The organism is Paractinoplanes abujensis, assembly GCF_014204895.1.
In the GTDB taxonomy this organism is placed as follows: Bacteria; Actinomycetota; Actinomycetes; order Mycobacteriales; family Micromonosporaceae; genus Actinoplanes; species Actinoplanes abujensis.
In genome coordinates this window covers 8,338,321-8,359,828 of the sequence record NZ_JACHMF010000001.1, presented here as the reverse complement: position 1 = coordinate 8,359,828, position 21,508 = coordinate 8,338,321, and the positions used below count along the sequence as shown (strand labels likewise).

General features: G+C 71.5%; 23 protein-coding genes. 8 read left to right on the top strand and 15 right to left on the bottom strand.

Annotated features, from left to right (window positions below):
- Position 1 precedes the first annotated feature (1 nt).
- A complete protein-coding gene (locus BKA14_RS38550) occupies positions 2–754 on the bottom strand; it encodes an ROK family protein (RefSeq protein ID WP_184955659.1) in 753 nt (250 codons plus the stop codon).
- Between the two features lie 63 nt (positions 755–817).
- Between BKA14_RS38550 and BKA14_RS38545 the strand changes: the two genes are divergently transcribed.
- Positions 818–1,606, top strand: coding sequence for a TrmH family RNA methyltransferase (locus tag BKA14_RS38545; RefSeq protein ID WP_184955658.1), 789 nt, complete (start codon positions 818–820; stop codon positions 1,604–1,606).
- Here the strand turns inward: BKA14_RS38545 and BKA14_RS38540 are convergent.
- Complete coding sequence (locus tag BKA14_RS38540) at positions 1,566–2,120, bottom strand: SDR family NAD(P)-dependent oxidoreductase (RefSeq protein WP_239092696.1); 555 nt, start codon at positions 2,118–2,120, stop codon at positions 1,566–1,568. The two genes, BKA14_RS38545 and BKA14_RS38540, sit on opposite strands and share 41 nt — an antisense overlap.
- Here BKA14_RS38540 and BKA14_RS44665 point away from each other — a divergent pair.
- Complete coding sequence (locus tag BKA14_RS44665) at positions 2,098–2,826, top strand: LysR family transcriptional regulator (RefSeq protein WP_239092697.1); 729 nt, start codon at positions 2,098–2,100, stop codon at positions 2,824–2,826. The two genes, BKA14_RS38540 and BKA14_RS44665, sit on opposite strands and share 23 nt — an antisense overlap.
- Positions 2,799–2,930 carry a hypothetical protein gene (locus BKA14_RS44660; protein ID WP_260416665.1) on the top strand — a complete coding sequence of 44 codons (132 nt, stop codon included), beginning with the start codon at positions 2,799–2,801 and terminating at the stop codon, positions 2,928–2,930. The genes BKA14_RS44665 and BKA14_RS44660 overlap by 28 nt, the downstream gene beginning before the upstream one ends.
- A 101-nt stretch (positions 2,931–3,031) precedes the next feature.
- Here the strand turns inward: BKA14_RS44660 and BKA14_RS38535 are convergent, their stop codons facing one another.
- The 7 genes from BKA14_RS38535 to BKA14_RS38505 all read right to left on the bottom strand — a co-directional run bounded on the left by BKA14_RS38535 (position 3,032) and on the right by BKA14_RS38505 (position 9,783).
- Positions 3,032–3,934 (bottom strand): DNA-3-methyladenine glycosylase family protein, encoded by a 903-nt coding sequence (locus BKA14_RS38535; RefSeq protein ID WP_184955656.1) that lies wholly within the window; start codon positions 3,932–3,934, stop codon positions 3,032–3,034.
- Between the two features lie 281 nt (positions 3,935–4,215).
- Positions 4,216–5,493, bottom strand: coding sequence for a Pecanex-like protein 1 (locus BKA14_RS38530; protein WP_184955655.1), 1,278 nt, complete (start codon positions 5,491–5,493; stop codon positions 4,216–4,218).
- 42 nt (positions 5,494–5,535) lie between these two features.
- A complete protein-coding gene (locus BKA14_RS38525; protein ID WP_308441186.1) occupies positions 5,536–6,240 on the bottom strand; it encodes a DUF4142 domain-containing protein in 705 nt (234 codons plus the stop codon).
- A 139-nt stretch (positions 6,241–6,379) separates the two neighbouring features.
- Complete coding sequence (locus tag BKA14_RS38520; protein ID WP_184957203.1) at positions 6,380–7,081, bottom strand: COG4315 family predicted lipoprotein; 702 nt, start codon at positions 7,079–7,081, stop codon at positions 6,380–6,382.
- Between the two features lie 209 nt (positions 7,082–7,290).
- The gene (locus BKA14_RS38515; protein WP_184955653.1) at positions 7,291–8,073 is read right to left on the bottom strand and encodes an anti-sigma factor family protein; all 783 of its coding nucleotides are present in this window, start codon (positions 8,071–8,073) and stop codon (positions 7,291–7,293) included.
- Complete coding sequence (locus tag BKA14_RS38510) at positions 8,070–8,753, bottom strand: sigma-70 family RNA polymerase sigma factor (RefSeq protein WP_133875041.1); 684 nt, start codon at positions 8,751–8,753, stop codon at positions 8,070–8,072. Before BKA14_RS38510 ends, BKA14_RS38515 begins: the two co-directional genes overlap by 4 nt.
- Positions 8,754–9,177: 424 nt before the next feature.
- Complete coding sequence (locus BKA14_RS38505; protein WP_239092698.1) at positions 9,178–9,783, bottom strand: TetR/AcrR family transcriptional regulator; 606 nt, start codon at positions 9,781–9,783, stop codon at positions 9,178–9,180.
- 53 nt (positions 9,784–9,836) lie between these two features.
- Between BKA14_RS38505 and BKA14_RS38500 the strand changes: the two genes are divergently transcribed.
- Entirely contained in the window at positions 9,837–10,280 is a 444-nt protein-coding gene (locus BKA14_RS38500; RefSeq protein WP_184955652.1) for an SRPBCC family protein, read from the top strand.
- Here the strand turns inward: BKA14_RS38500 and BKA14_RS38495 are convergent, their stop codons facing one another.
- Complete coding sequence (locus tag BKA14_RS38495) at positions 10,281–11,075, bottom strand: class I SAM-dependent methyltransferase (RefSeq protein ID WP_184955651.1); 795 nt, start codon at positions 11,073–11,075, stop codon at positions 10,281–10,283. It abuts the gene before it with no gap.
- 53 nt (positions 11,076–11,128) lie between these two features.
- Here BKA14_RS38495 and BKA14_RS38490 point away from each other — a divergent pair, with 53 nt between their 5' ends.
- The gene (locus BKA14_RS38490) at positions 11,129–11,683 is read left to right on the top strand and encodes a TetR/AcrR family transcriptional regulator (RefSeq protein ID WP_184955650.1); all 555 of its coding nucleotides are present in this window, start codon (positions 11,129–11,131) and stop codon (positions 11,681–11,683) included.
- A 16-nt stretch (positions 11,684–11,699) separates the two neighbouring features.
- Here the strand turns inward: BKA14_RS38490 and BKA14_RS38485 are convergent, their stop codons facing one another.
- From BKA14_RS38485 to BKA14_RS38470, 4 genes are all read right to left on the bottom strand, one after another.
- Positions 11,700–12,680, bottom strand: coding sequence for a hypothetical protein (locus BKA14_RS38485; protein ID WP_184955649.1), 981 nt, complete (start codon positions 12,678–12,680; stop codon positions 11,700–11,702).
- The gene (locus BKA14_RS38480; protein WP_184955648.1) at positions 12,677–15,163 is read right to left on the bottom strand and encodes an AAA family ATPase; all 2,487 of its coding nucleotides are present in this window, start codon (positions 15,161–15,163) and stop codon (positions 12,677–12,679) included. The genes BKA14_RS38485 and BKA14_RS38480 overlap by 4 nt, the downstream gene beginning before the upstream one ends.
- A 70-nt stretch (positions 15,164–15,233) precedes the next feature.
- Entirely contained in the window at positions 15,234–16,385 is a 1,152-nt protein-coding gene (locus BKA14_RS38475; protein ID WP_184955647.1) for an exonuclease SbcCD subunit D, read from the bottom strand.
- 20 nt (positions 16,386–16,405) lie between these two features.
- Positions 16,406–18,154 carry an ATP-binding protein gene (locus tag BKA14_RS38470; protein WP_184955646.1) on the bottom strand — a complete coding sequence of 583 codons (1,749 nt, stop codon included), beginning with the start codon at positions 18,152–18,154 and terminating at the stop codon, positions 16,406–16,408.
- A gap of 193 nt (positions 18,155–18,347) precedes the next feature.
- Here BKA14_RS38470 and BKA14_RS38465 point away from each other — a divergent pair, with 193 nt between their 5' ends.
- Together BKA14_RS38465 and BKA14_RS38460 are read left to right on the top strand one after the other, a co-directional pair.
- A complete protein-coding gene (locus BKA14_RS38465; RefSeq protein ID WP_184955645.1) occupies positions 18,348–18,932 on the top strand; it encodes an RNA polymerase sigma factor in 585 nt (194 codons plus the stop codon).
- Positions 18,925–19,830 (top strand): CU044_5270 family protein, encoded by a 906-nt coding sequence (locus tag BKA14_RS38460; RefSeq protein ID WP_184955644.1) that lies wholly within the window; start codon positions 18,925–18,927, stop codon positions 19,828–19,830. The genes BKA14_RS38465 and BKA14_RS38460 overlap by 8 nt, the downstream gene beginning before the upstream one ends.
- Here the strand turns inward: BKA14_RS38460 and BKA14_RS38455 are convergent.
- On the bottom strand, positions 19,818–20,516 hold the full coding sequence (locus BKA14_RS38455) for a pyrimidine reductase family protein (protein ID WP_184957201.1): 699 nt from the start codon (positions 20,514–20,516) through the stop codon (positions 19,818–19,820). The two genes, BKA14_RS38460 and BKA14_RS38455, sit on opposite strands and share 13 nt — an antisense overlap.
- A 244-nt stretch (positions 20,517–20,760) precedes the next feature.
- Here BKA14_RS38455 and BKA14_RS38450 point away from each other — a divergent pair, with 244 nt between their 5' ends.
- A complete protein-coding gene (locus tag BKA14_RS38450; protein WP_184955643.1) occupies positions 20,761–21,489 on the top strand; it encodes an ACT domain-containing protein in 729 nt (242 codons plus the stop codon).
- Positions 21,490–21,508 lie beyond the last annotated feature (19 nt).

The window sequence follows — 21,508 nt, the reverse complement described above, 5'->3', positions numbered from 1 at the left end:
GTCAGCGGGCGTTCAGGGTCCAGGCGCGCACGCCGCCGACGATGCCGGCCGTGTTCGGCACGACCACCACGTCGTCGCCCATGCGGGCCAGCTGGGCCGCCGTGATCAGGCGGGAGTTGCCGCCGCCGAGATACAGCCTGTCCCACAGGAAGACGGGCCGCAGCCCCTCCACGACGTTGCGCACCCGGCGCGACCAGAGCGCGTCCCCCAGACGACGCCGCTCGTGCTCACCGATGTACGTGTCGTAGGACATTCCCCACCGTACGGGGGCCTGGCTCATCTCCAGGTGCGGCGCGAGCGCGCCCCCGTCGAACAGCGCGCACCCCAGCCCCGTGCCCAGGGTCAGCACCAGCTCGCAGCCGGTGCCCGCGACCACCCCGGCCCCGTGCACCTCGGCGTCGTTGAGCACCAGGGTGGGCCGGCCGAACGCGTCCTCCAGCGCCGTGCGGGCGTCGAAACCGAACCAGGCGTCCTGCAGCTCGGGGTCGATCCTCGTCCGGGGGCCGGAACGGGTGATGTAGTGCGGCGTGGCCACGACGACACCGTGGCGCAGCATGCCGGGCATGCCCACGGTGACCCGGTCGTGCGCGGGGAGCCGCTCGCCCAGCTGCGTCAACGTCTTCACGAAGAGCTCGGGCGGCAACGGGTACGGAGTCGGGACGCGTAAGGGTTGCGCGCGCATCGTGCCCGCCTCGTCGAGCACGGAACCCTTGATGCCGCCGCCGCCACAGTCGATCGTCAGGGTGAAAGCCACGCCGCCAGTTTGCATGGAGTACACCTCCTCGCACAGCAATTGTGACCCGGTATCGTCGCTGCGGTGTCGAGGGCAGTCCGGGTCAGCACCCGCAACGCGAGCTTCCAGCAGTGGCAGGCGCTGCTGACCAACCGCACCAAGCGGCATCGCGCGGGCGAGTTCCTGGTGCACGGGGTGCGCCCGATCACGCTGGCCGCAGAGTACGGCTGGGAGATCCGGGACCTGATCTATCCGGACCGGCAGTCGCTGTCGGCGTGGGCGCGCGACATGCTCGACCGCACCGGGGCCCGGGCCGTCGCCATGGACCCCGCCCTGGTCGCCGAACTCGCGGACAAGGAATCGGCCGAGCTGATCGCCGTGGTCGGCATGCCCGCTCCCCCTGACCTGCCCCGGGCTGACCTCGTGGTGGTCTTCGACCGGCCGTCGACGCCCGGCAACATCGGCACGCTGATCCGCTCGGCCGACGCGTTCGGAGCCGCCGCCGTGGTGGTGACCGGGCACGCCGCCGACCCGTACGACCCCAAGGCCGTACGGGCCAGCACCGGTTCACTTTTCGCGCTGCCGGTCCTCCAGCTCGACCGGCCCGACCGGCTGCTCGACTGGGCCGCCGCGGGTGGGGTTCAGCTGGTCGGCACCGACGAGCACGGCGCGGTCGACGTGGCCGACCACGACCTGACCGGCCCGACCGCGCTGCTGATCGGCAACGAGACGAGCGGGCTCAGCGCGGCCTGGCGTGAGGCCGCCGACGTGCTGGTCCGCATCCCGATCACGGGCGCGGCCAGCTCGCTCAACGCGGCCACGGCGGCCACCGTCATCCTGTACGAGACCAGTCGCCAGCGGTCCCGCGGCTGACCTTCTCCCAGGCCCGCAGGTCGGCCGCCCGGCTCGCCTGAGCCGCGGCGATCGCCTCCACCGCGTCCTCGCCCAGCGCCAGATGCAGCGGGGCGTCCGGGTCGTCGACGGCCGCCAGGATCGCCGCGGCCGCCTTGGCCGGGTCGCCGGGCTGCGAGCCGTCCATGGTCTCGACCGCGGCGCGGGTCTGCGCGTTCGAGATCCCGTACGCGTCGATGGTGCGCGACCGGTGCATGCCGCCGCCCCCGAAACCCGTGCGGAACGCCCCCGGCTCGACGATCAGGACCCGCACGCCGAACGGCGCCACCTCGGCCGCCAGCGACCCCGAAAGCCCCTCGAGCGCGAACTTGGCCGCGCAGTAGGCCCCGAACCCGGGCATCGTGACCTGCCCACCCACCGAGCGGATCTGCACGAACGTGCCGGATTGCCGGGACCGCAGGTGGGGCAGGACGGCCTTGGTGACGGCGACCGCACCGAAGAACATCACGTCCATGATCGCGCGCAGCTCGGCCAAGGTGAACTCCTCGACCGCGCCCGCACTGCCCCAGCAGATCGCGGCGCTGGAACGGATGCTCGGGGTGCGGCTGTTCGACCGGGACACCCGCGGCGCCCGGCTCACCGCGGCCGGTGCGGCTTTCCTGCCCTCCGCCCGTTCCGTCCTGGAGCAGAGGGAAAAGGCGATCTCCTCCGTACGGGGTGGGCTCCATCTAGCCTTCCTCGAGTCGACGGCCAACTACATGCTTCCGCCGATCGTGCGGGCCGTCCGCGCCCGGTTCCCGGACGCCTCGCTGACCACCCACAACGTGCCGATCGCGGCGCTCGTCGAAGGTCTGCGCGACGGACGCTTCGACGCCGCGTTCACCCGTCCCCCGCTGGTCCCCGACCTGGCCACGCGCGAAGTGGTCACCGAGCCGGTGTGCGTCGTGCTGCCCACAGGGCATCCCCTGGCCACCCGCCCGTCGCTGCGCCTGCCCGACCTGGCCGGCGAGGACTGGGTGTTCACGCCGCGCTCCTCATGGCCGCCGTGGCACGAGAAGTACGACCGTGACTTCGCCGCGGCCGGCTTCACCCCCCGGGTCGCCCAGCGCGCGGCCGGCGTGCCGAACCTGCTCGGCCTGGTCGCCGCGGGCGTGGGGATCACGTGGCTGGCCCAGTCGGCCCGCAGCATCCGCCGCGCGGCGGGGTCGTCTTCGTGCCCCTGGCGGGCGAACAGGCGGTGACCGTGGTGGCCTGGTCGCCGGGCCGCGACCACCCGCTGCTGCCTTCCCTGCTGTCCCTGGCCGACGAACTCGCCAACACGCTGGACCTGACGAGCTGGGGCTGAGCCGGCGCTTTGCCCCGCGCCGCCTCTTCCGCGCGCCGCCACTCCCGCGCGCCGCCATTCCCGCGCGCCGCCATTCCCGCGCGCCGCCACTCCCGCGCGCGTCAGAAGCGGGCGAACGAGCGGATCGTCATGCGGGGGCCGAACTTGGGGGCGCCGATCCCGCCGTGGGCGAACAGGTCGCACACCCGGCCCCGGTGACCCGCGAACGGCGCCAGCAGTTCCAGCATCCGCTCGTCGGTGCCGCGGGCCTCACCCGCCAACGCCCACGCCACCGTGTTGGGGATGTGGAAGTCGCCCACGCTGACCGCGTCCGGGTCCCCGTACGCCACCCGCACGACCTCGGCCGCCGTCCAGGGGCCGATGCCGGGCAGCGCGACCAGGCGGGCCGTGGCCTCGGTGGCGTCGGCGCAGCGCTCCAGCCGGGCGGCGACCACGGCGGCCCGTTGCAGGGCCTGGGTGCGGCGCTGCTCCATCCCGTACGGGTGGAAGACCCAATACGGCGTGGCCGCGATCACTTCGGGGTCGGGCGGCAGCATCAGCTCGATCGGGCCGGGGGCGGGTTCGCTGAGCTGGGTGCAGATCATCCGGTACGCCCGGTGCGCCTCTTTGCCGGTGACTTTCTGCTCGAGGATCGCCCGCAGCACGCTTCGGAAAACCAGCCCGGTGGCCGGCATCCGTACGCCCGCGAAGGTCTTGGCCAGACGGGCGACCAGCGGATTGGCCGCGGCGAGGGCCGGGAACGCGGTCAGGTCGTCACGCAGGCCGGCGATCGCGTCGGCCCGGTCGAGCACCCAGTCCGCGGCGGGGCCGTAGCCCGTGGCCAGCAGGCCGTCGCGGTCACGGCACAGGTGCAGCGTGGCCGGGCCGTCGGGGGTGCGGACCGCCAGCCAGAAGTTGGCGCCGTCGAAGCGACCGCACGGGTCGTGCTTGGGGACCAGCAGCGACCGCACCGAGGCGCCGAACTGGTAGCGCTCGGGCGGGGACAGTCTGCGGGTCGAACTCACCGGAACACTGTGCCACCTTCGCGGGCTGATGCCCACCGCCCCGCCTTGTTCGGTGGGCAGGCCGATGGCCCTGACCGCGCTCCCGGTCAGGGCCATCGGAAGGGCGACCGGACACCCGAGTGGTCCGGACCGCCGTGGAGCTGCCGTCGCTTGTCGTCCATCAGGGGGAAGGACGACGACCCGGTGGCGATGGGGGGCCCTGGCGGGGACGGGATCATGTCGGTGATCCCGTCCCGTTCAGGTTCGCCTCCGGGATGGGCGGCGTGGCTCCTAGTTCTTCATCAGCCGCGACCGCCGCCGCGACGGTTGCCGACCTGGATGCGCACCACGTCGAAGGCGGGCGTCTGGTTGGCCCGGACCATCATCGGGATGCGGTGCGAGCCGTCACCGGCCCACGAGGCGCACTGCGCGGTGCCCGCGTTGGGCAGGCCCGGCACCTGGATCTGCACCGAGTCGGGCTGCGCGCCGCCCCGGCTGTCCTCGGTCGCCACGAAGAACGCGGGGACCGGGTCGGGCGCGGGGGCCTCGTTGGTGCTGGCCAGCATGCGGCAGGCGGTGTGGAAGTGACCGCGGACCAGGCCGTTGGCCAGAACCGAGGACTCCACGTAGTAACCACCCTGGCCGGCCGCGAGGAACCGGTCACGGATCAGGTTGCGGGTGCTCACGGTGATCGTGAACGGGGTGTTCGGGGCGACCCGCTGCGGGGCGTTCGTGATCAGCAGGCTCGGGTTGGCGTTGGCCTCACCGACCTCACCGAACTCGGTCGAGACACAGCGGCTGCCTTCCTGGAAGCCGTTGTGCGGGGTCAGGTTGCTGGTCTCGCAGCTGTTGGTCAGCACGCCCAGGCCGGCGCCCGGAGGCGGGGTGGTCTGGCCACCGTTGCCGTTGCCCTGGTCGCCGCCCTGCTCGCCACCGTTGCCCTGGTCGCCACCGTTGCCCTGGTCGCCGCCCTGGTTGCCACCGTTGTTGCCCTGGTCGCCACCCTGCTCGCCACCGTTGTTGCCCTCTTCGCCGTTGCCCTGGCCGTTGTCGCCGCCATTGCCCTGGCCGTTGTCGCCGTTGCCGGCACCCTCTTCGCCGTTGCCCTGACCGTTGTCGCCGTTGCCGGCGCCCTGGTCGCCGCCCTGCTCGCCACCCGCGCTGGGGTCGGCGGCGGGCTGGGTCGCAGCCTCGGTCGGCGGCGTCGTCTGGTTGCCGCCACCGTTGCCGCCGTTGTTGCCGACGTTGTTCATCACCCAGTTGCGGCAGCGCGTGCGCAGCGTCTGGGTCGACACGGTGTCACCGGCACCGTCGTCGGGGTGCTGGGTGACCTTGCCGCCGTTCGTCGAGTACGTGCCGCGGCGCGTCTCCGTCGAAAGGTTTGTGCGGTTGGGCGCCTGCACCTTGTCGCATGCGGCCAGCGCCTTGCGCTGAGTCCGGTCGGTGCTCGCGTTGGAGACCTGGGTGACGGTCACGATGCCGCCGAAGGCCACCAGCGTGGCTGCTACCGCGATGATGCGGCGCTTGCCACTGAACCAGTTGTTGCTCCTGGATGCGCGCCGGTACTTGGACCTTCGCATGGGGGTGACACCTTTCTGTTACGCGACTGAACTCGGCTGGGGCTACCGAGCCCGGAAGATGCGCATGGACGTGATGACGCCGGCCACGAGAGCGGCGGCGAGGACGAGCAGGATCACGGTGGTGCTGACGCCCGGAATACCGCCGTTGCTGCTGGCAGCCGCGAGCATCTGCCCGTCCACCGGGACCGGTCCACTGCCGGGATTCGCGGGGGCGGGAGCTGTGGGAAGAGCCGCGTAGTCGACGATGTTGCTCGACTCCAGCAGCGTCATGTGGGTCATGACGAACTGGTTGGCCTCCTGGGCCAGCTTGCGCACGGAGTCGTTGCGCGTGGTGGCCCGGATCGTGGCGATGGCCGGGAAGATCTTGCCGTGCGCGGCCCGGAGGCGGTCGATGAAGATCTGGTCGAAAGTCGTCGCGTTCGCGTTTTTCATCTCCTGCAGCCAGAACTGCTGATCGTCGTTCGGCTTGTTGGGCAGGTCGATGTTGAGCTTCTTGGCCACCAGACGGTCGAGCTTGTCCAGCACGACGTGCTGCGCCGCGATCGACTGACCGATCTTGACGACCCGCTGGTCGTTCGACTTCTCGACCGCCATGTTGCCGGCGGGGATCTCCCACAGGCCGGCCAGGCGGACCTTGATGACGAAGTCCTTGTCGGCGTCGCTGATCGCGCCGACGCCCTTGTCGCTCAGTCCGTTGGAGCTCGGCACCGGAATCGGATCGCCGGGAGCCGCCTGAACCGGGCTCACCGGCGCGAGCACAAAGGCCAAGGCCACCGTGGAAATGCCCACCAACCAACGCGTCGTCCGGCGCGATGTGCGAGTGGTAAGCATTTTTTCTCTACCTCCGAGTCAGCGATTCTTCAAGGGATTTCAAGTGCGAGGCTGATCAGTAGCTGTAGTCACTGCCAGTGCCGGAATCGTCACTCGAACCGGCGCCGTCACCAGCGGAGTCATTGGCCGGGGGCGCGACGGGCTTCGAGATCTTCGGCAGGCAGGTGAGGTTCTTGGCGCCGTCGGGCTGGATCACGAACCAGGTGCCGTTGACGTTCTGGCCCTTCCAGTTGCCCGGCTTCTTGTCACCGATGTAGGTGTAGAGCGGCCAGCCCTTGAGCGTCAGCTGCTTGCTGCCGTCGGCCCGGGTGACCGTGCCGACGAGTTTCGAGTCGACGCCCTTGAGCTTCGGCTTGCCGTCGTTGGTGAGGGCAGGCGGCCAGGTCTCGGCACAGTCACCGGCGCAGTTGGACTTGGCCGGGTTGTTGCCGTCGTTGTCGAAGCGGTAAAGCACGAAGCCCTCGTCGTTGACGACGACCTTGCCCATCCGCGCGACCTTGCTGCCGGTCAGCGAGTTGGTCGCCTCGTCGTCGCTGAGCTCAGGAGCCGCATTCGGGTCGCCGGGGCCCTCGGTCGCGTTGGGGTCGGCCTGGGCGGCCGGGTCGCTCGTGGCGGCCGGGTCAGCCTCGGGGCCGGCGGTCGCGGCCACGTTCTCGGCGGCGGGCTCCGCGGCGTTGCCGTAGTCGCCACCGTCGTATCCCTGCGGGGCGCAGCCGGTCACTGCGAACGCCGCGGCGATTGCGGCGCCGACGACCATCAACTTTCGCTTCTCCGGTACCACGTGCCCTCCAGGCTTGTTTCTTCGTCTGGCGTTTCCGGGCTGTAGTACGCGGGCGGGGTCGTGGCGGTTGAAGAAAGTTCCCATCAATTTCCGAGTTTTTGGCGAGACCTCGCCGGACCTGCCTGCCTAAGGAAAAAGAAAGGACCCCGGCCGTTCGGCCGGGGTCCTTTTCCGTACTCGATTGATTACGGAACGCGCACCAGGGTCTCGCCGGCGCCGTTCGCGCCGACCTCCTGCACCTGCACGTGAGCGATCTCGTCGCGCGGGGTCGCCGTGATGGCCTGCAGCAGCAGAGGCTCCGAGTTCTTGGCGGTGCCCCAGCCGTTCTCCCCGACCGTCCACGTGGCGAGCGGCTCGGTCGTGCCGTTGGTGTGCACGGCCACGAGCCGGCAGACCTTCGGACCGGTGATGTTGGAGATGGAGAACGACACCTGCGTGCCGAATGTCTTCTTCTCGAACGCGACCGAAGCCTGCACGCCGGTGCGCGGGTCGGAGCCGTCGAACCGTTCGCCCGCGAGGTCGGGGCCACCGATGCCGGGCCCGCCCTGCGCGTTGGGCAGGGGGTCCTGCTGGCTCTCGTCGCGCTGCGCCGTGTTGGTCGTGGCCGGGTCGTTGCTCTCGCCGCCGAAGACCTGGCCGCCCACGAAGAACGCGCCGATCGACAGCATCGCGAAGATGACGACCGCGGCGGCCAGGCTGTAGAGCCGCCGGCTGTTCGCCCGGTGCCGCTCGTGGCTGACCTCGCCGATCACCTTCTGCAGCATGAAGCCGTCGCGCCGGGCCTCCTCGGCGACGACCACCGAGTTGGCGTCGACGTCGGCCAGCAGGTCGGCGACCTCGACGAACGACTCCAGCTCGTACGCACACCGCGAGCACTCGATGAGGTGGTCCTCGAAGCGAGCCGCGTCGTGCTCGTCGAGCACACCCAAGGCGTACGACGCGACGTCGAAGTGGTCTTCCTGTGTCATTCGGTCACCCCCCGTTGCTGCAACGCCGTCCGCAACGCACGCAGAGCGTAATACACCCGTGACTTGGCGGTGCCCAACGGAAGGTTGAGCTTCTCCGCCGCTTCCGGCACCGTGCGGCCCCGGAAATACGTCTCGATGAGGATCTCGCGGTGCGACTGGCTGAGCTCGCGCAGCGCGTCGGAGACCGTCATCGACTGCAGCACGCGGTCGGTGTCGTCGGCCTGGCTGGGGAAGCTCTCCAGCTCACGGTCGTACGTCTCGGCGGGCCGGGCACTCGCGCTGCGGTGATCGTCGATCGCGATCCGCCGGGCGACGGTCACCAGCCACGGACGCAGCGACTGCTGCCCCTGGGCGCCGAGCCGGTGCGCGTTGCGCCAGGCCCGGAGCAGGGTCTCCTGCACGATGTCTTCCGCGCGCTGCCGGTCACCGCCGGTCAGGCGCAGCACGAACATCAGCAGGGGGCCCGCATGCTCCTCGTAGAGCATCTTGACCAGAGTGTCTTCGTGACTTGCCCCCGCCGGGGTCGCGGCCTCGTGCCGCGGCGCCTGCCGGGGAATCACCGAACCACCATCGCCCGCACTACGGCCTCCGTCGAGTGACTGCCACCGTCCATCGGAACGCTGCTGTGTCATCAGGCGCACCCCGCCCGGCGCCAGCCGATGTTCGGCCACCGCATGCATTGATACCTCCGCCCGGAGTTTTCCCCGTCGCCTGAGATACGGCTGGGGACCGCCCTCGGGATCAACGCGGACGGGAAAATTTCGGGGAGCGGTCTCAAACGGTCCTCCGGTCTCGTGTGGGGGGTCACGAGGCACATGGATATACCGTGCAAAATCATTGATCTGCACCGATATTCCGGCCAGGGCAGCCGAATAATACTCAGCCCCAGGGGTCTCATGAAACGCCCTTCTGAGCTGCCGCGACGCACCGGCGGTGCGGCGCTACCGCTGAGTAGGCACGTCCGTGCGGAGCGTCCCCGTCTCGCATAGTGGGAGCGCTCCCAACAGCGTTTGCTAGCCCGTTCGGAGGACGTCCACCCACCATCCGGCCTGTTCACGTGTTCCGTGTCTCAACCATCCCGGTTGGACCGATCTGTCGGATCTCTCAATCCGCCGCCGCGCGTGGACCACTCTCTTCATCCAGCCCGATACGCAGCACGTCCGCGGCCCGTCGCACCTCCGCGCGCACCGTCGCCGGATCGCCGGGCCGGCGGCGCAGACTCTCGTACTGCACGCGCCACAGGCCGAGCAGGGCAGCCGCCGTGATCTGCGGTTCCGGGTCGGCCGGGTCAACTCCGGCCCGCGCCGCCAGCGCCTCCGCCGCCACGGCGACGAAGCGGTCCATCATGTCGTTGCGATAGGCCCGCAGCGACGGCGCCGCCTCCAGCAGCTCGCCGAAGCGCCGGTAGCCCTCCGGATCGCCGGCGAACCCGTCGAGTTCGGCGTCGAGCAGGCGCAGCGCGGCCTCGATCGGTGCCTGCCCGGTCGACGCGAGCGCTTCCCGCAGGGCCGTCGCCGTGCCTTCGAGCCGATCGAGCAGCAGCGCCTCCTTGGTCGGGAAGTAGTTGAACACCGTCTTCTCCGACACCCCGCACGCCCGCGCCACCTCGGCCACCCGTACGCCGTCGAACCCGCGCTCCACGAACATCCGGGTCGCCGTGTCGGACAGCTGCTGCCGCATCTGCCGCTTCTTCTCCTCGCGCAGGCTCACGGGGCAATCTTACTGCTACAGTATTTTTACAGTGGCCGTAAAAAGGAGATGCCATGAGCGAGTTCCGGATCACCCGCGACTATCCGCACCCGGTCGAGCGCGTCTGGCGCGTGCTCACCGACCCCGAGTTGGTCCCGCGCTGGACCACGACCGGCCGGGGCGGTCGCCCCGAGGGCTTCGCGCCGGTCGCGGGGACGACGTTCCGCTTCCTCGCCACGCCCGTCGCGGGCTGGCGCGGCATCGTCGACTGCGAGGTTCTCGAGGTCGACGCGCCGGCGCTGCTGCGCTACTCGTGGATCGGCGACGAGGGGGCGACGCCGAGCTTCGTCGCCTACCGCCTCCAGCCGATCGCCGGCGGCACCCGCTTCACCTGGGAGCACACCGGCTTCACCGGCATCGGCGGCCTGTTCATGGGCCTGCTCCTGCGGTCGGTGCGAGCCAAGATGCTGACCGTGGCGTTACCCACGGTCCTCGACGATCCCAAGCTCCCGGCCTGATCACCCTCCCGAGGCCCTTCTCACTGCCGTCGTGGTCAGCGTCGTGAAGTGCATCGAAAAGCTCCCGCCCACCGCGTCGACAGCCGCCCCGATCGCCGCCGACACCTCGGCCAGCTGCGCCGGCGGCATCCGGGTGAACAGGCCCTGAGCAGGCAGCTGGTCAAGCCACTCGGCTCGCGTGTAGACCCGCTCCCACTCATCGCTCCACCGTTCGACGGCCCCGAAGCCACCCTCGGCGCGCAGACCCTCGTCGGCCCGGTCCAGAAGCGCCGCATATCCCGCCGCCGCCGAGATCCCGCGCACCCCGGCCAGCGGACTGCCGGGCATCAGCCGCTCGAAGACTTCGGCGAAGGCGTCCGCCACCGCCGGGCCGGGCTGCCCGGCGTTCCACATCAACGCCAGCCGCCCGCCCGGCCGCAGCACCGAGGCGGCCGCGGCCGCCCCGGCCCTGGGCTCGACCCAATGCCACGTCTGACCGGCTACCACGGCGTCGAAGAGGCGTCCCGCGGGTTCCCAGGCCTCGAACCGGGCCTCCTCGACCTCGAACCCGGCCCTGCGGGCGAACGCGGCCATCCGCGGGTCGGGTTCGACGCCGAGCACCTCACACCCGGCCGCGCGCAGCTGCCGGGCCACGATGCCGGTGCCGATCCCCACGTCGAGGATCGACCGTCCGGGAATGCCCGCGACGAGCCGGTCGATCAGGGCCGCCGGGTAGGACGGGCGGGTGCGGTCGTAGCGGGCGGCGTCCACCCCGAAGGACTCGGCGATCTCGCGTTCACGATGCGGTGTGGGCATGCGCCCACTCTAGTGGGCAAGCGCCCATTAGGCCATGTGGAAGGCTGGGCCCTGTGCCGACCGGAGTGGCGTTACGTGATGTGCGCCAGCAGTTGTTCGATGCCGCCGAGCGCGTCCTGGTGCGCGCCGGTCACAACGCGCTGACCAGCCGGGCCGTGACCGCGGAGGCCGACGTGGCCAAGGGCGTGCTGCACCGGCACTTCGCCGACTTCGACGAATTCCTGGCCGAGCTGGTGCGCCGCCGCATCGCCGGGCTTCAGGCCTGGGGCGCCACCATGATCGAGCACGCGGGCACGGGCACCGTGGCCGAGAACATCGCGGACTTCCTGTTCGGTGTCTTCGACCGGGTCGGGCTCGGCCTCGTCTCGCTGGTCATCGGGCGCGGCGAACTGCGGGCGCGGCTGCAGGGGTCACCCGGAGTGCCGCTGCTGGCCGAGGCGGCAGCCGTGATCGCCGCCTACCTGAGCGCGGAGAACCGGAAAAATCCCGACATGCTGGCGCTCAGCCTGATCGGCTCGGCTCACCTGGTCTTCAGTGAAGCCGGCGACGAGACCGACCCGGACCGCGTACGGGATCTGGTGAGTCAGCTCATCGCGACCGGGCGGTAGCCGAACCCGGGCCGGCTCATCGCGACCGCGCGGTGGCCAGCGTCAGCGCCCGATGCAGCACCCGGGCGTCGCCCAGCATGCCGCGCAGCCGGCGTTCCAGCCCGGCGATCGGCACCAGATTCTGCGGCGCCCGCGGGTCCTTGTAAGCCGACGACGCGAACCGCGGCAGCGTCGCCACCGAGACATCAGCCAGCTCGATCGCCTGCTCCGGGGTCAGATCGGGCGAGCATTCCACCCGTACGATCCCCGACCACGGCGCCCCCGAGGCGCCGGGCAGCCGCAGATACCACGACCAGCCGCCCCACACCGTGCCCAGGTGGAAGACGGGGGTGCGCTGCCCGGGCCGCAACGACGTCACCACAGTGGTCAGCGAGGCCGGCAGATACTGCTTCTGCTGCGTCTTGACGTAGCCGATCGTGCGCGGCAGCTGGCGCCGGTTGCGCAGCGGCCCGTCCACCACCAGCAGGTCGTCGGCGGCGAAGGAGGCGCCCATCTCGCGGGCGGCCGACGAGATGTCGATCTCGAGCGCGGTCAGTGGCGCCTGCACGGCGGCGGGCAGTTTGCTGGCCTCGCCCGTGCCGTGGATGCGGTGCACCTCGTAACGCACCGACCCGGCCTGCACGTCCCCGGCCGACGGGCTCGCGGTGAACAACCCCCGGCCGACCCGCGCGCCCACCAGTTCGGCCGCCCCGCGGGCCAGGTCGCAGCGCACCACCCCGGCCGCGTACGAGGCGGCCAGGCCCGCGTACGACGTGCCGTCCTCCTCCGCCGTCCACAGGCCCGCGTCGTTGCGCCGCACCCCGTCGACCAGGAAAACCACGTCGGGGCAGCGCACCGCGGGCGACGCGTCGATCGGGGCCCACTCGGCCGCCGGCACCTCGACGTCGGTGTCGACCTGCGCGCTGCTGGGCGAGGCGGGCCCGTCCCCGCCGTCGGCGCCACCCTCGAAGGACGACCCGTACGAGGGGTCCCACGCGTCCACGAACATCCTGGTCAAAGGCCCACCCTCGCAACGTGCGCCGTCCGCGCGTCCTTGTGCACCTCGAAGCGCACCGGCACCCGCTCGGCCAGCGCGTTGACGTGGGTGACCACGCCGACCATGCGGTCGCCCCGCGCGGCCAGGTTTTCCAGGGTCGCCGCGACCACGTCGAGGGTGGCCGCGTCGAGCGTGCCGAAACCCTCGTCGAGCACGATCGACTCCAGGCTGGCGGCCGTGGTCGACATGCCCGCGAGCTGCTCGGAGAGGGCCAGCGCGAGCGACAACGAGGCCTGGAACGTCTCGCCGCCGGAGAGCGTGCGCACCCCGCGCCGCAGCCCGGCGTCGTGATGGTCGATCACGTAGAACTCGCCCTTGTCGTGCATCAGGTCGTACTGCCCGCCGGTGAGCTCACGCAGAATCCGCGACGCGCCGTCGACCAGCATGTCGAGCGCCTCCTCGAGCAGCCAGCGCTCGAAGTTGTTGGCCCGCAGGTGCCCGGCCAGCGCCTTGGCCACCCGCTGCTCGCGCTGCAGCGTCATCCGCTGCTCGGTGAGCTCGCGCACCTGGTCGCGCCGGTCGGCCAGGCGCCGCCAGGTCGCCTCGGCCCGTTCGACGGCCACCGCGGCCGCGCGAATCAGGGCCGACTCGTCGGGCTGGGGCACCGTGACCCCGGCCGCGGTGAAGAGCGCCGAGATCTCCTGCAGGACGGCGACCGTGGACCGGTGGGCGTCGGCCACCGTCGCCTCGGCCGCGGCCCGGGCGCTGGCGCGTTCGGCGGCCTGCGCGGCGGCCCAGCCGGCCAGCGTCGACCACGCGCCCGCGAGATCGTCGCGGTCGGCCGGTGGCGGGGAGAACCGGGCGACTTGATCCCGTACGGCGTCGAACTCGCGCCACGCCGACCGCTGACGCTCCTCGGCCGCGATCACCGCGGCCTGAGCCTGCCGGTGCGCCGAACGAGCCGTGCGCACCGCCACGCCCGCGCGGTCGAGGTGCTTCTGCAGCTTCTCGATCTCGGCCAGCTGACGGCGCAGCGCGTCCGCCCCGGGCGAGTCGGCCACCGCGGCCCGCGCCTCGGCCATCCGGGACAGGTGGTGCTCGTGCTGGGCCCGCTTACGTTCCAGGTTGCTCTCGAGCTTGCGGGCCACGGCGTCGCGCTGCTGCCAGGCGGCCTCGGCGACCTCGGCGGCGGCCCGGGCGGCCTTGCCGGTGGTCTCGGCGGCGCGCACCGCGGACTCCTCGGCGACCGGGGGCACGGTGGTCACGGTCTGCTCGCACACGGGGCAGTGATCACCGGCCGACAGGTGGGCCCGCAGGGCTGACGCCCGGTCGATGCGCTGGGCCTCCACATAGTCCAGCCGGGCCTGTTCGAGCAGCTGGGCGGCGCCGAGGTGGGCGCTGTGGGCGATCGCGGCGGCGGTCGCGGCGTCCTTGTGCTCGACCTCGGCCACCGACACCTCGCCCGCGAACCAGTCGGCCTGCCCGGTGAGCCGTTCCAGCTCGGCGTGCCGGTCGAGCATCAGGCTGAGCGAACCGGCGTCGCCGGCGGCCGCCAGTTCCCCGCGGACCTTCTCCTCCTTCTCCTCGGCCCCGCGCACCTCGTCCGCGGCCTCGGTGGCCTTCGCGCGCGCGGCGGCGGTCACGCCCGCGGTCTCCACGCTTGCTTGCGGCGTACGCACGGCGGAGAGCAGCCGCAGGTCGGCGTCGAGCGCGTCCCGGGTGGCAGCGGCCTCGGCCTCGGCGGTGCGCCGCGCGCGCAGGCCCGGCATGGCCGCCTCGACCGCGGCGGTGAATTCGCGCATGCGGGCGACGTGCTGGTCGGCCGCCTCGACCGCCTCGTCGGTGGCGTCGGTCAGCCCGGCCAGGTTCTGGTCGACCACTGCCAGCTTGCCCTCGGCGGTCTGGGCCCGGCCGGTCGCCTTGGTCTGCACCTCTTCGTAGATGTGCAGGCCGAGCAGGTTGACCAGGATCTGCTGCCGGGTGGCCGGTTTGGCGTGCAGGAAGTCGGCGAACTGGCCCTGCGGCAGCACGACGCAGCTGGTGAACTGCTCGAACGGCAGACCGACGGCCTCGAGCACGGCCTGGTCCATCTCGGCCGGGGTGCCCGCCAGCACCTCGCCCAGGTCGTCGAGGTCCATGCCGGTGTCGAGCTTGGTGACGTCGAACCCGGCCGGCATCAGCTGCAGGCCGGCACCAGCGGTCTTGACGTTGCCGCGGCCGTCGCGGCGCACCACGCGGGTCGCCACGTAGCGGTCGCCGGCCGACTCGAAGACCAGTCGTACCCGGGCCTCGGCGGCCGAGGGGGCCAGCGCGTTGGCGATGCCACGAGCGCCGCCCCAGCGCGGGACGGTGCCGTACAGCGCGAAGGTGATCGCGTCGAGCACCGTCGACTTGCCCGAGCCGGTCGGCCCGACCAGCGCGAAGTAGTCGGCGTCGGTGAAGTCGACCGAGGTCTCGTCCCGGAAGACCGTGAACCCCGCCATGTCCAACCTGATCGGCCTCATGATCCCGCTCCGCTTCGCTCCGCCGGATCAGAGACCTGGGCGCTGAGCCAACCGCGCTCACTTCGTTCGCTCATGAGTGGGTGCTCACCTCGTCGTACAGCTCGTCGAAGAGTTCGCGGACGCCGTCCTCGGCGTTCTCGCGACTGTCCAAGTAGTCGCCGAAGAGTTCGCGCGGCGACCGCCCGGCCCGCTGTGCCATTCGCTCCCCCACCCGGTTGGGCATCATCTCGGGGTCGATCCGCACCTCGAGGGCGTTGGGCAGCATCTCCTGCACGTCCTCGCGGAGGCCGACCCGCGGCTTCTCGCGCACGAGGACACGGAGCCAGGCGTCCGGAAGGTTCACCGTTGAGAGCTGTTCGAGGGTGCCGCGCACCGTGCGCAGCGCGACCGCCCCGGTGATCGGAACGTCACGCACCCGGGCCGCCTTGTCGACGCTCACGTCCACGATCGCGACCGACGAGACGTTCTCCTCCTCGCCGAAGTCGATCGCCAGCGGGCTGCCGCTGTACCGCGTCGGGCACGGCGAGATCACCTGCTGGGCGCGGTGCAGGTGGCCCAGCGCCACGTAGTGCGCGTTGCGCGGGAAGACCGTGGCCGGCACGGCGTACCCCATGATCGTGTGCGCCTCGCGCTCGCCGCCCCCGGCCGACGCCCCGACGATGGTCAGGTGCGCGGTCAGCAGGTTGACCACGCCGGGCTGGTCGAAGCCCTCGGACAGCTTCTCGATCAGCCGGGCGATGTGGTCGGCGTACGTCTGGGTGGCCTCGGCCGCGGTCAGGTCGTACATCTCGGCGGCCCGGATCGCGTACCGCTGGGAGAGGAACGGCAACGTGACGAGCTGCCACTTCTCACCGCCCGCGGTCTCACCCTTGATCAGCAGCTCGTCGGCTTTGTCCTTCACCGCGCCGCGCAGCGTGATGCCGGCCGCCTCGGCCCACGGGCGCAAGGCGTCGAGCGCCGGGCCGTTGTCGTGGTTGCCGCCGATCGCCACGACCTGGGCGCCGGTGTTGCGCAGCGCGGTCAGCGCCCGGGTGACGACCCGCGTCGCGTCGGCCGTCGGGGCCGCGGTGTCATAGAGGTCACCGGCGATGATGACGAGGTCGGGACGCTCCGCCCGGGCCGTGTCGACCACCTGGGCCAGCACGCGGATGTGCTCCTCGTGCCGATTACGTCCCTTGAGGACCTTGCCGACATGCCAGTCGGACGTGTGCAGAATGCGCATCGCAAAAACGCCTCAGACTCTCAGAACGGAATGTCGTCGTCGGACGAGCCGCCGCGGCTGCCGACCACGGCGAACGGATCGGCCCCCTGCACGATCGATTTCATGGTCTCGGAGGGCGGTGGCCCCGACTCCGACTTGCGGGTGGCCCAGGCCGGGAACGGGAACTCCACGCAGAGCGGGACCGGAATGTCGGGCTGGTTGACGAACATCGTGCCGGGGCGGGCCAGCAGCGCCCGCTGCCGCATGGCCGGGGGCAGGAAGCCGTATTCGGGGCGGGCCGCCTCGGCCGGGTCGAGCCGGCCGACCACGCGAATGGCCGAGTTGGTCACGATGCGCCGCTCGACCTCGCTCGCCGTCTGCTGGGCGCCGATCAGGATGACCCCGAGCGAGCGGCCGCGCTCGGCGATGTCGAGCAGCACCTCCTTGATCGGCGAGGTGCCCTCGCGCGGCGCGTACTTGTTGAGCTCGTCGAGCACGACGAAGAGCAGCGGGCGGCCGGTGCCGGCCTTCTCCTTCTCCTCGAACTCGGTCTTGAGCGTCACGCCGACCACGAACCGCTGCGCGCGGTCGGGCAGGTTGTGCAGGTCGACCACGGTGACCTGGGCCGACTCGGCGGTCTTGATCTGATGCGGGCGGCGCTGGGCCAGGTCGCCGCGGATCAGCCGGGACAGGTCGCGCTTGCTGCCGATCAACCGGCGGGCGAACGCGTTGACCGTGCCCATGTTGATCGCGCTGCCGGCCCACGTCGAGCGGGTCTCGTCGTCGGTGAGCTGCTCGACGATGTGGTCGACCAGGTCGCCGTACGAGCCGAGGCGTTTGCCGTCGATGCTGATGCCGCCCTCGGCCGGCACGGAGTGGCGGTGCAGGTGAGCCGTGACGGAGTGCACGACCATCGTGTATTGCTGGCGCTCGTCGTCGGCATCGGCGAACACGTAGGGCAGCAGACGCAGCGAAGCGAACTCCTCGAGCGTCCAGTAGAACGTGTCGACCCCGGTCAGGCGGCTGTTGACGTCGGGGGCGCCGGACGAGTCCCCGGCCCGCGGCGGGGCATAGACCCGTACGTCCGAGAAGGGTGTCGCCGGCAGCTCGAGCAGCTTGTAGGCCGCGCGGGTGCTCTCGTCGAGCTTGGTGTTGGGGTGGTCGAGGAAGAGCAGGTCCTCGCCCTTGACGTTGAAGATCAGCGCGCGGGCGTTGGTGCCGTCGGCGCCGAGCGCCCCCGAGCGGAACACCGAGTAGAGCAGGAACGTGGCGAAGCTGGTCTTGGTGGCCACACCGGAGATGCCGGAGATCGACACGTGGGCGCCGCGGGTGCCGTCGAGGAAGTCGGCGTTGAGGAAGACGGGCACGCCGTCGCGGCCGGTGCCCATGGGGACGCGCCGCTCCATCCGGTCGAAGTGCAGTGCGGCGTCGCGGGCCTCGCCGGACGCGCGGTGCACGATCGCGCCGGGCGCGGGCGGGACGTAGAGCTCGGGGTCGACGCGTGTGGTGGTGATCTCGGCCGCCTCCTGCACCAGGGCCGGCAGCGTGCCGTCGGCGATGGCGAAGACGTCCGAGTCGAACTGGGCGCCCTCGTGCCGCGCCCGCACCTGGGTGACCACCCCGGCGATCGTCACCGGTTCGCGATCCGGCAAGTCACGCTGAGTGACCACTACGTCATCCAGCTGTAGATAACTGCCCGGGGTCACGGCCGTCCAGAACTGCAGCGGGGTCGCATCGGCCGTACCAAGCACCCGCCCGACGGGGGAAGAATCGTCAGACACGCCGCTCATCGTGCACCAGGGGTACGACAGAACGCGCACCAGGCGTGGGTTGGCACGCGTTGTCCACAACTTCTGGTGGTCATACACAGAGTTATCCACAAGATCTTGCCGCGACGGTGGAGGCGCGCCCGGAAACGAACCGATGTGAGCCGATCGGCCAAAGACGGGTTGACGGAACTCCCACCGACCGGAAAGGGCGCGCATGAGACCGACGGCCACGCGGGCCGAGCTCACCGACGGCGACCTGATCCAGCTCTCCGCCCGCCAGCCCGAGGCGTTCGGATCGGTCTTCGACCGGCATGCCACCACCATCCACCGCTATCTGTCGCGCCGGGTCGGTACCACGCTCGCCGACGACCTGACCGCCGAGACCTTCCTCACCGCCTTCAGGAGCCGAGCCGCGTACGACACCGGCCGGCCGGACGCGTTGCCCTGGCTCTACGGCATCGCGGCCAACCTGCTGCGTGGCCACCAGCGGGCCGAGAGCCGGCAGTACCACGCCCTGGCCCGTACGGGCATCGATCTGGCCCTGGCCGGTCACGACGACCGCGTGTCGGCCCGGGTCGACGCCTCCGAGCAGGTGCGTGCCCTGGCCGGAGCTCTGGCGCGGCTCAACTCCGGCCAGCGCGACGTGCTGACCCTGATCAGCCAGGCCCAGCTCAGCTATCCGGAGGTCGCCGAGGCGCTGGGCATCCCGATCGGCACCGTCCGCTCACGGCTGCACAGCGCCCGCGAACGCCTCCGCCACGCCTTGCCCGACCTCACGAACGGATCAGACGATGAATGACCTCGACCTGATGGAGAAGTTCCGCGCCGACGTGCCCCCGCCCGCGCCCGACGTCCTGGCCGGTGCCCGGGCCGCCATGTTCCGGGCCGAGCCACCCGGATCCCGTACGAGATTCCTCTGGAGCCTGGCCCCCGCGGCGGCGCTGGCCGCGGCCGTCGCAGTGGCCGGCGTGCTCGCCCTGCCCTCGGAACCGGCCGGGCCTGGGGGTCAGGCTCCGGCCACGGCCTCGGATGCCGCTCAGGTGCTGCGTCTGGCCGCCGCCGAGGCCCGCCGCGAACCGGTGCTGAAGGCCCGGCCCGACCAGTTCGTCTACGTCGAGTCGCGCTACGCCGGGAGCGGGCGCCGGGCCGGAGTCGGTGCGGACGGGCAGACGGCACCGTCGGACCAGCGCCGCCAGGTCTGGCAATCGGTCGACGGCACCCGGACCGGCCTGCTGCGCGAGAAGGACGGCGACACCCCGCTGGACGCGGGCTTCCCCGCCTATCGGGACAAGTTGCCGACCGACGCGAAGGCGATGCGCGCGTTCCTCTACCAGGACGCCAAGCCCGGCCCGAAGGGCATCCCGGTCGACCAGATCGCCTTCACCAAGGTCAGCGAGACCCTGCGCGAGCAGTATCTGCCGCCCGCCGCGCTGGCCGCGCTCTTCGACGCCGCGGCCACGATCCCGGGCACGAAGACGGTGCCGCGGACCGACTTCGCCGGGCGGCGCGGCGTCGCGGTCTCCCGGGCCGACGACTTCTTCCGGCAGGACCTGATCTTCGACGAGAAGACGTACAAGTTCCTGGGCGAGCGCAGCGTGGTCGTGGGCGAGCTGCCCGACGTGAAGAAGAACACCGTGATCACCTTTACGGCCCAGCTGCGGATCGCGATCGTCGACCGGGCCGGTCAGCTGCCCTGACGGACGTACCGGAGAAAGAGCATGTCCTGCAGGGTCAGCACGTGCCGCAAGGACATGCCGCGGGGGGAGGTGGTGGCCCCGGTCGCGATGCGGCCGGGGCCACCACCGACGAGCAGCGGCGACACCGTCAGGCAGAGCTCGTCGGCCAGGTCCTCGGCGATCATCGACCCGAACAGGCTGGGCCCGCCCTCGCAGAGCAGTTGCGTGGCGCCGCGCGCATGCAGTTCCCGTACGGCCGTGGCCAGATCGTCCACGGCGACGACCTCGGCGGCATCCCCCAGGCTGCGGGGCGGCCCGGTCGTGATCACGATCGGGCGGATCGGCGCGTCGGAGAACACGAGCTGGTCGAGATCGAAGTCGAGCGAGCGCGAGACGATCACCATCAGCGGGAACTCGGGCAGGCCGTGCGCCACCCGCCACGCCCGGGCCTCGGCGGTCAGCCGCAACGCGTCGTAGTTCTCGGCCCGGACCGTGCCCGCGGCCACGATCAGCGCGTCGCAGACCATCCGGAGCGAGTCGAAGATCTCCTTGTCACCCGGCCCGTGCAGGCCGCCGGAGAGCCCGTCGACGGTCACGGCCCCGTCGGCGCTGGCGATGAAATTCATCCGCAGCGTCGGCTCCGGGTTGCGCGGATAGAGCTCGACCAGCCCCTCCGGGGACGAAGGCCAAGCGGGGAACGCGGTCATGGGCCGGGTGGCCCGGTCACCGGCGGGGTCGGCTCGGGCGCGCGGTGCTGGCAGTCGCACCACGAGCCGCCGCGGCAGTCCTCGTGCCGCCTGTCCCGGCAGGCCTGACAGATCACGAACCGACCCTACCGGGGAATTGTCGGCGAAGGACACGGCTCCGCAACCCGGGCGAAACGCCGAATTGGCAGGCTGTACGCCTACGGGGATGGCATGACCGTGCCGTCTTGCCGACGGGAGGAGTCGCATGTTGCTGCGGGTTCGAGTCACGCTGCCCGATCGCCCCGGCGCCCTCGGTCAGGTGGCTCGCACACTGGGCGTCGCCGGGGCCGACATCGTGCAGGTGGTGGTGCTGGAACGGCTGGGCGGCCGGGCCGTCGACGACTTCACCGTCGTCTGGCCGGGCGCCGCGCGGGTGGAACGGCTGCTGGCCGGTCTGGCCGCGATCCCCGGCGTGCAGGTCGACGGCGTGTGGAAGGCGATCGGCGCCCCCGTCTCGGGTGGCCACGACGCTGAACTGCTGGCCCAGGTGGCCGCGAACCCGGCCGACGGGCTGGCCACACTGGTCGATGCCGTGCCCGGCCTGCTGGCCGCCGACTGGGCGGCCGCCGCGTTCGTACCGGCCGACTGGGCCGCCCGCTCCGGCGCGCCCCGGCCGCTGCCCGCCGAGCCCAGCCTCAGCTTCGGCGCCGAGCCGACGATCGCGTACGCGAGCTGGCGGGCCCCCGCGCCGCTGCAGCTGCCCGAGATCACCCCGCTGCGCGCCCGGCCGCTCACCGCGCCGGACAACACGCGGTACGCGATCGCGCCGTTCGGCCGGGCCGGGCTGGTGCTCGTCGTGGCCCGGACGGACGAGGCGGAGCTGCCCGCCGCCGCCTTCCACATCACCGAGGTGGACCGGGTGGCGCAGCTGGTGCGCGCGGCCGCGGTCATCCTGGGCGACCGGCTGGACGCCGCCGTGCCGTCCGCCCTGTGATCGGACTCTCCCCGAAATC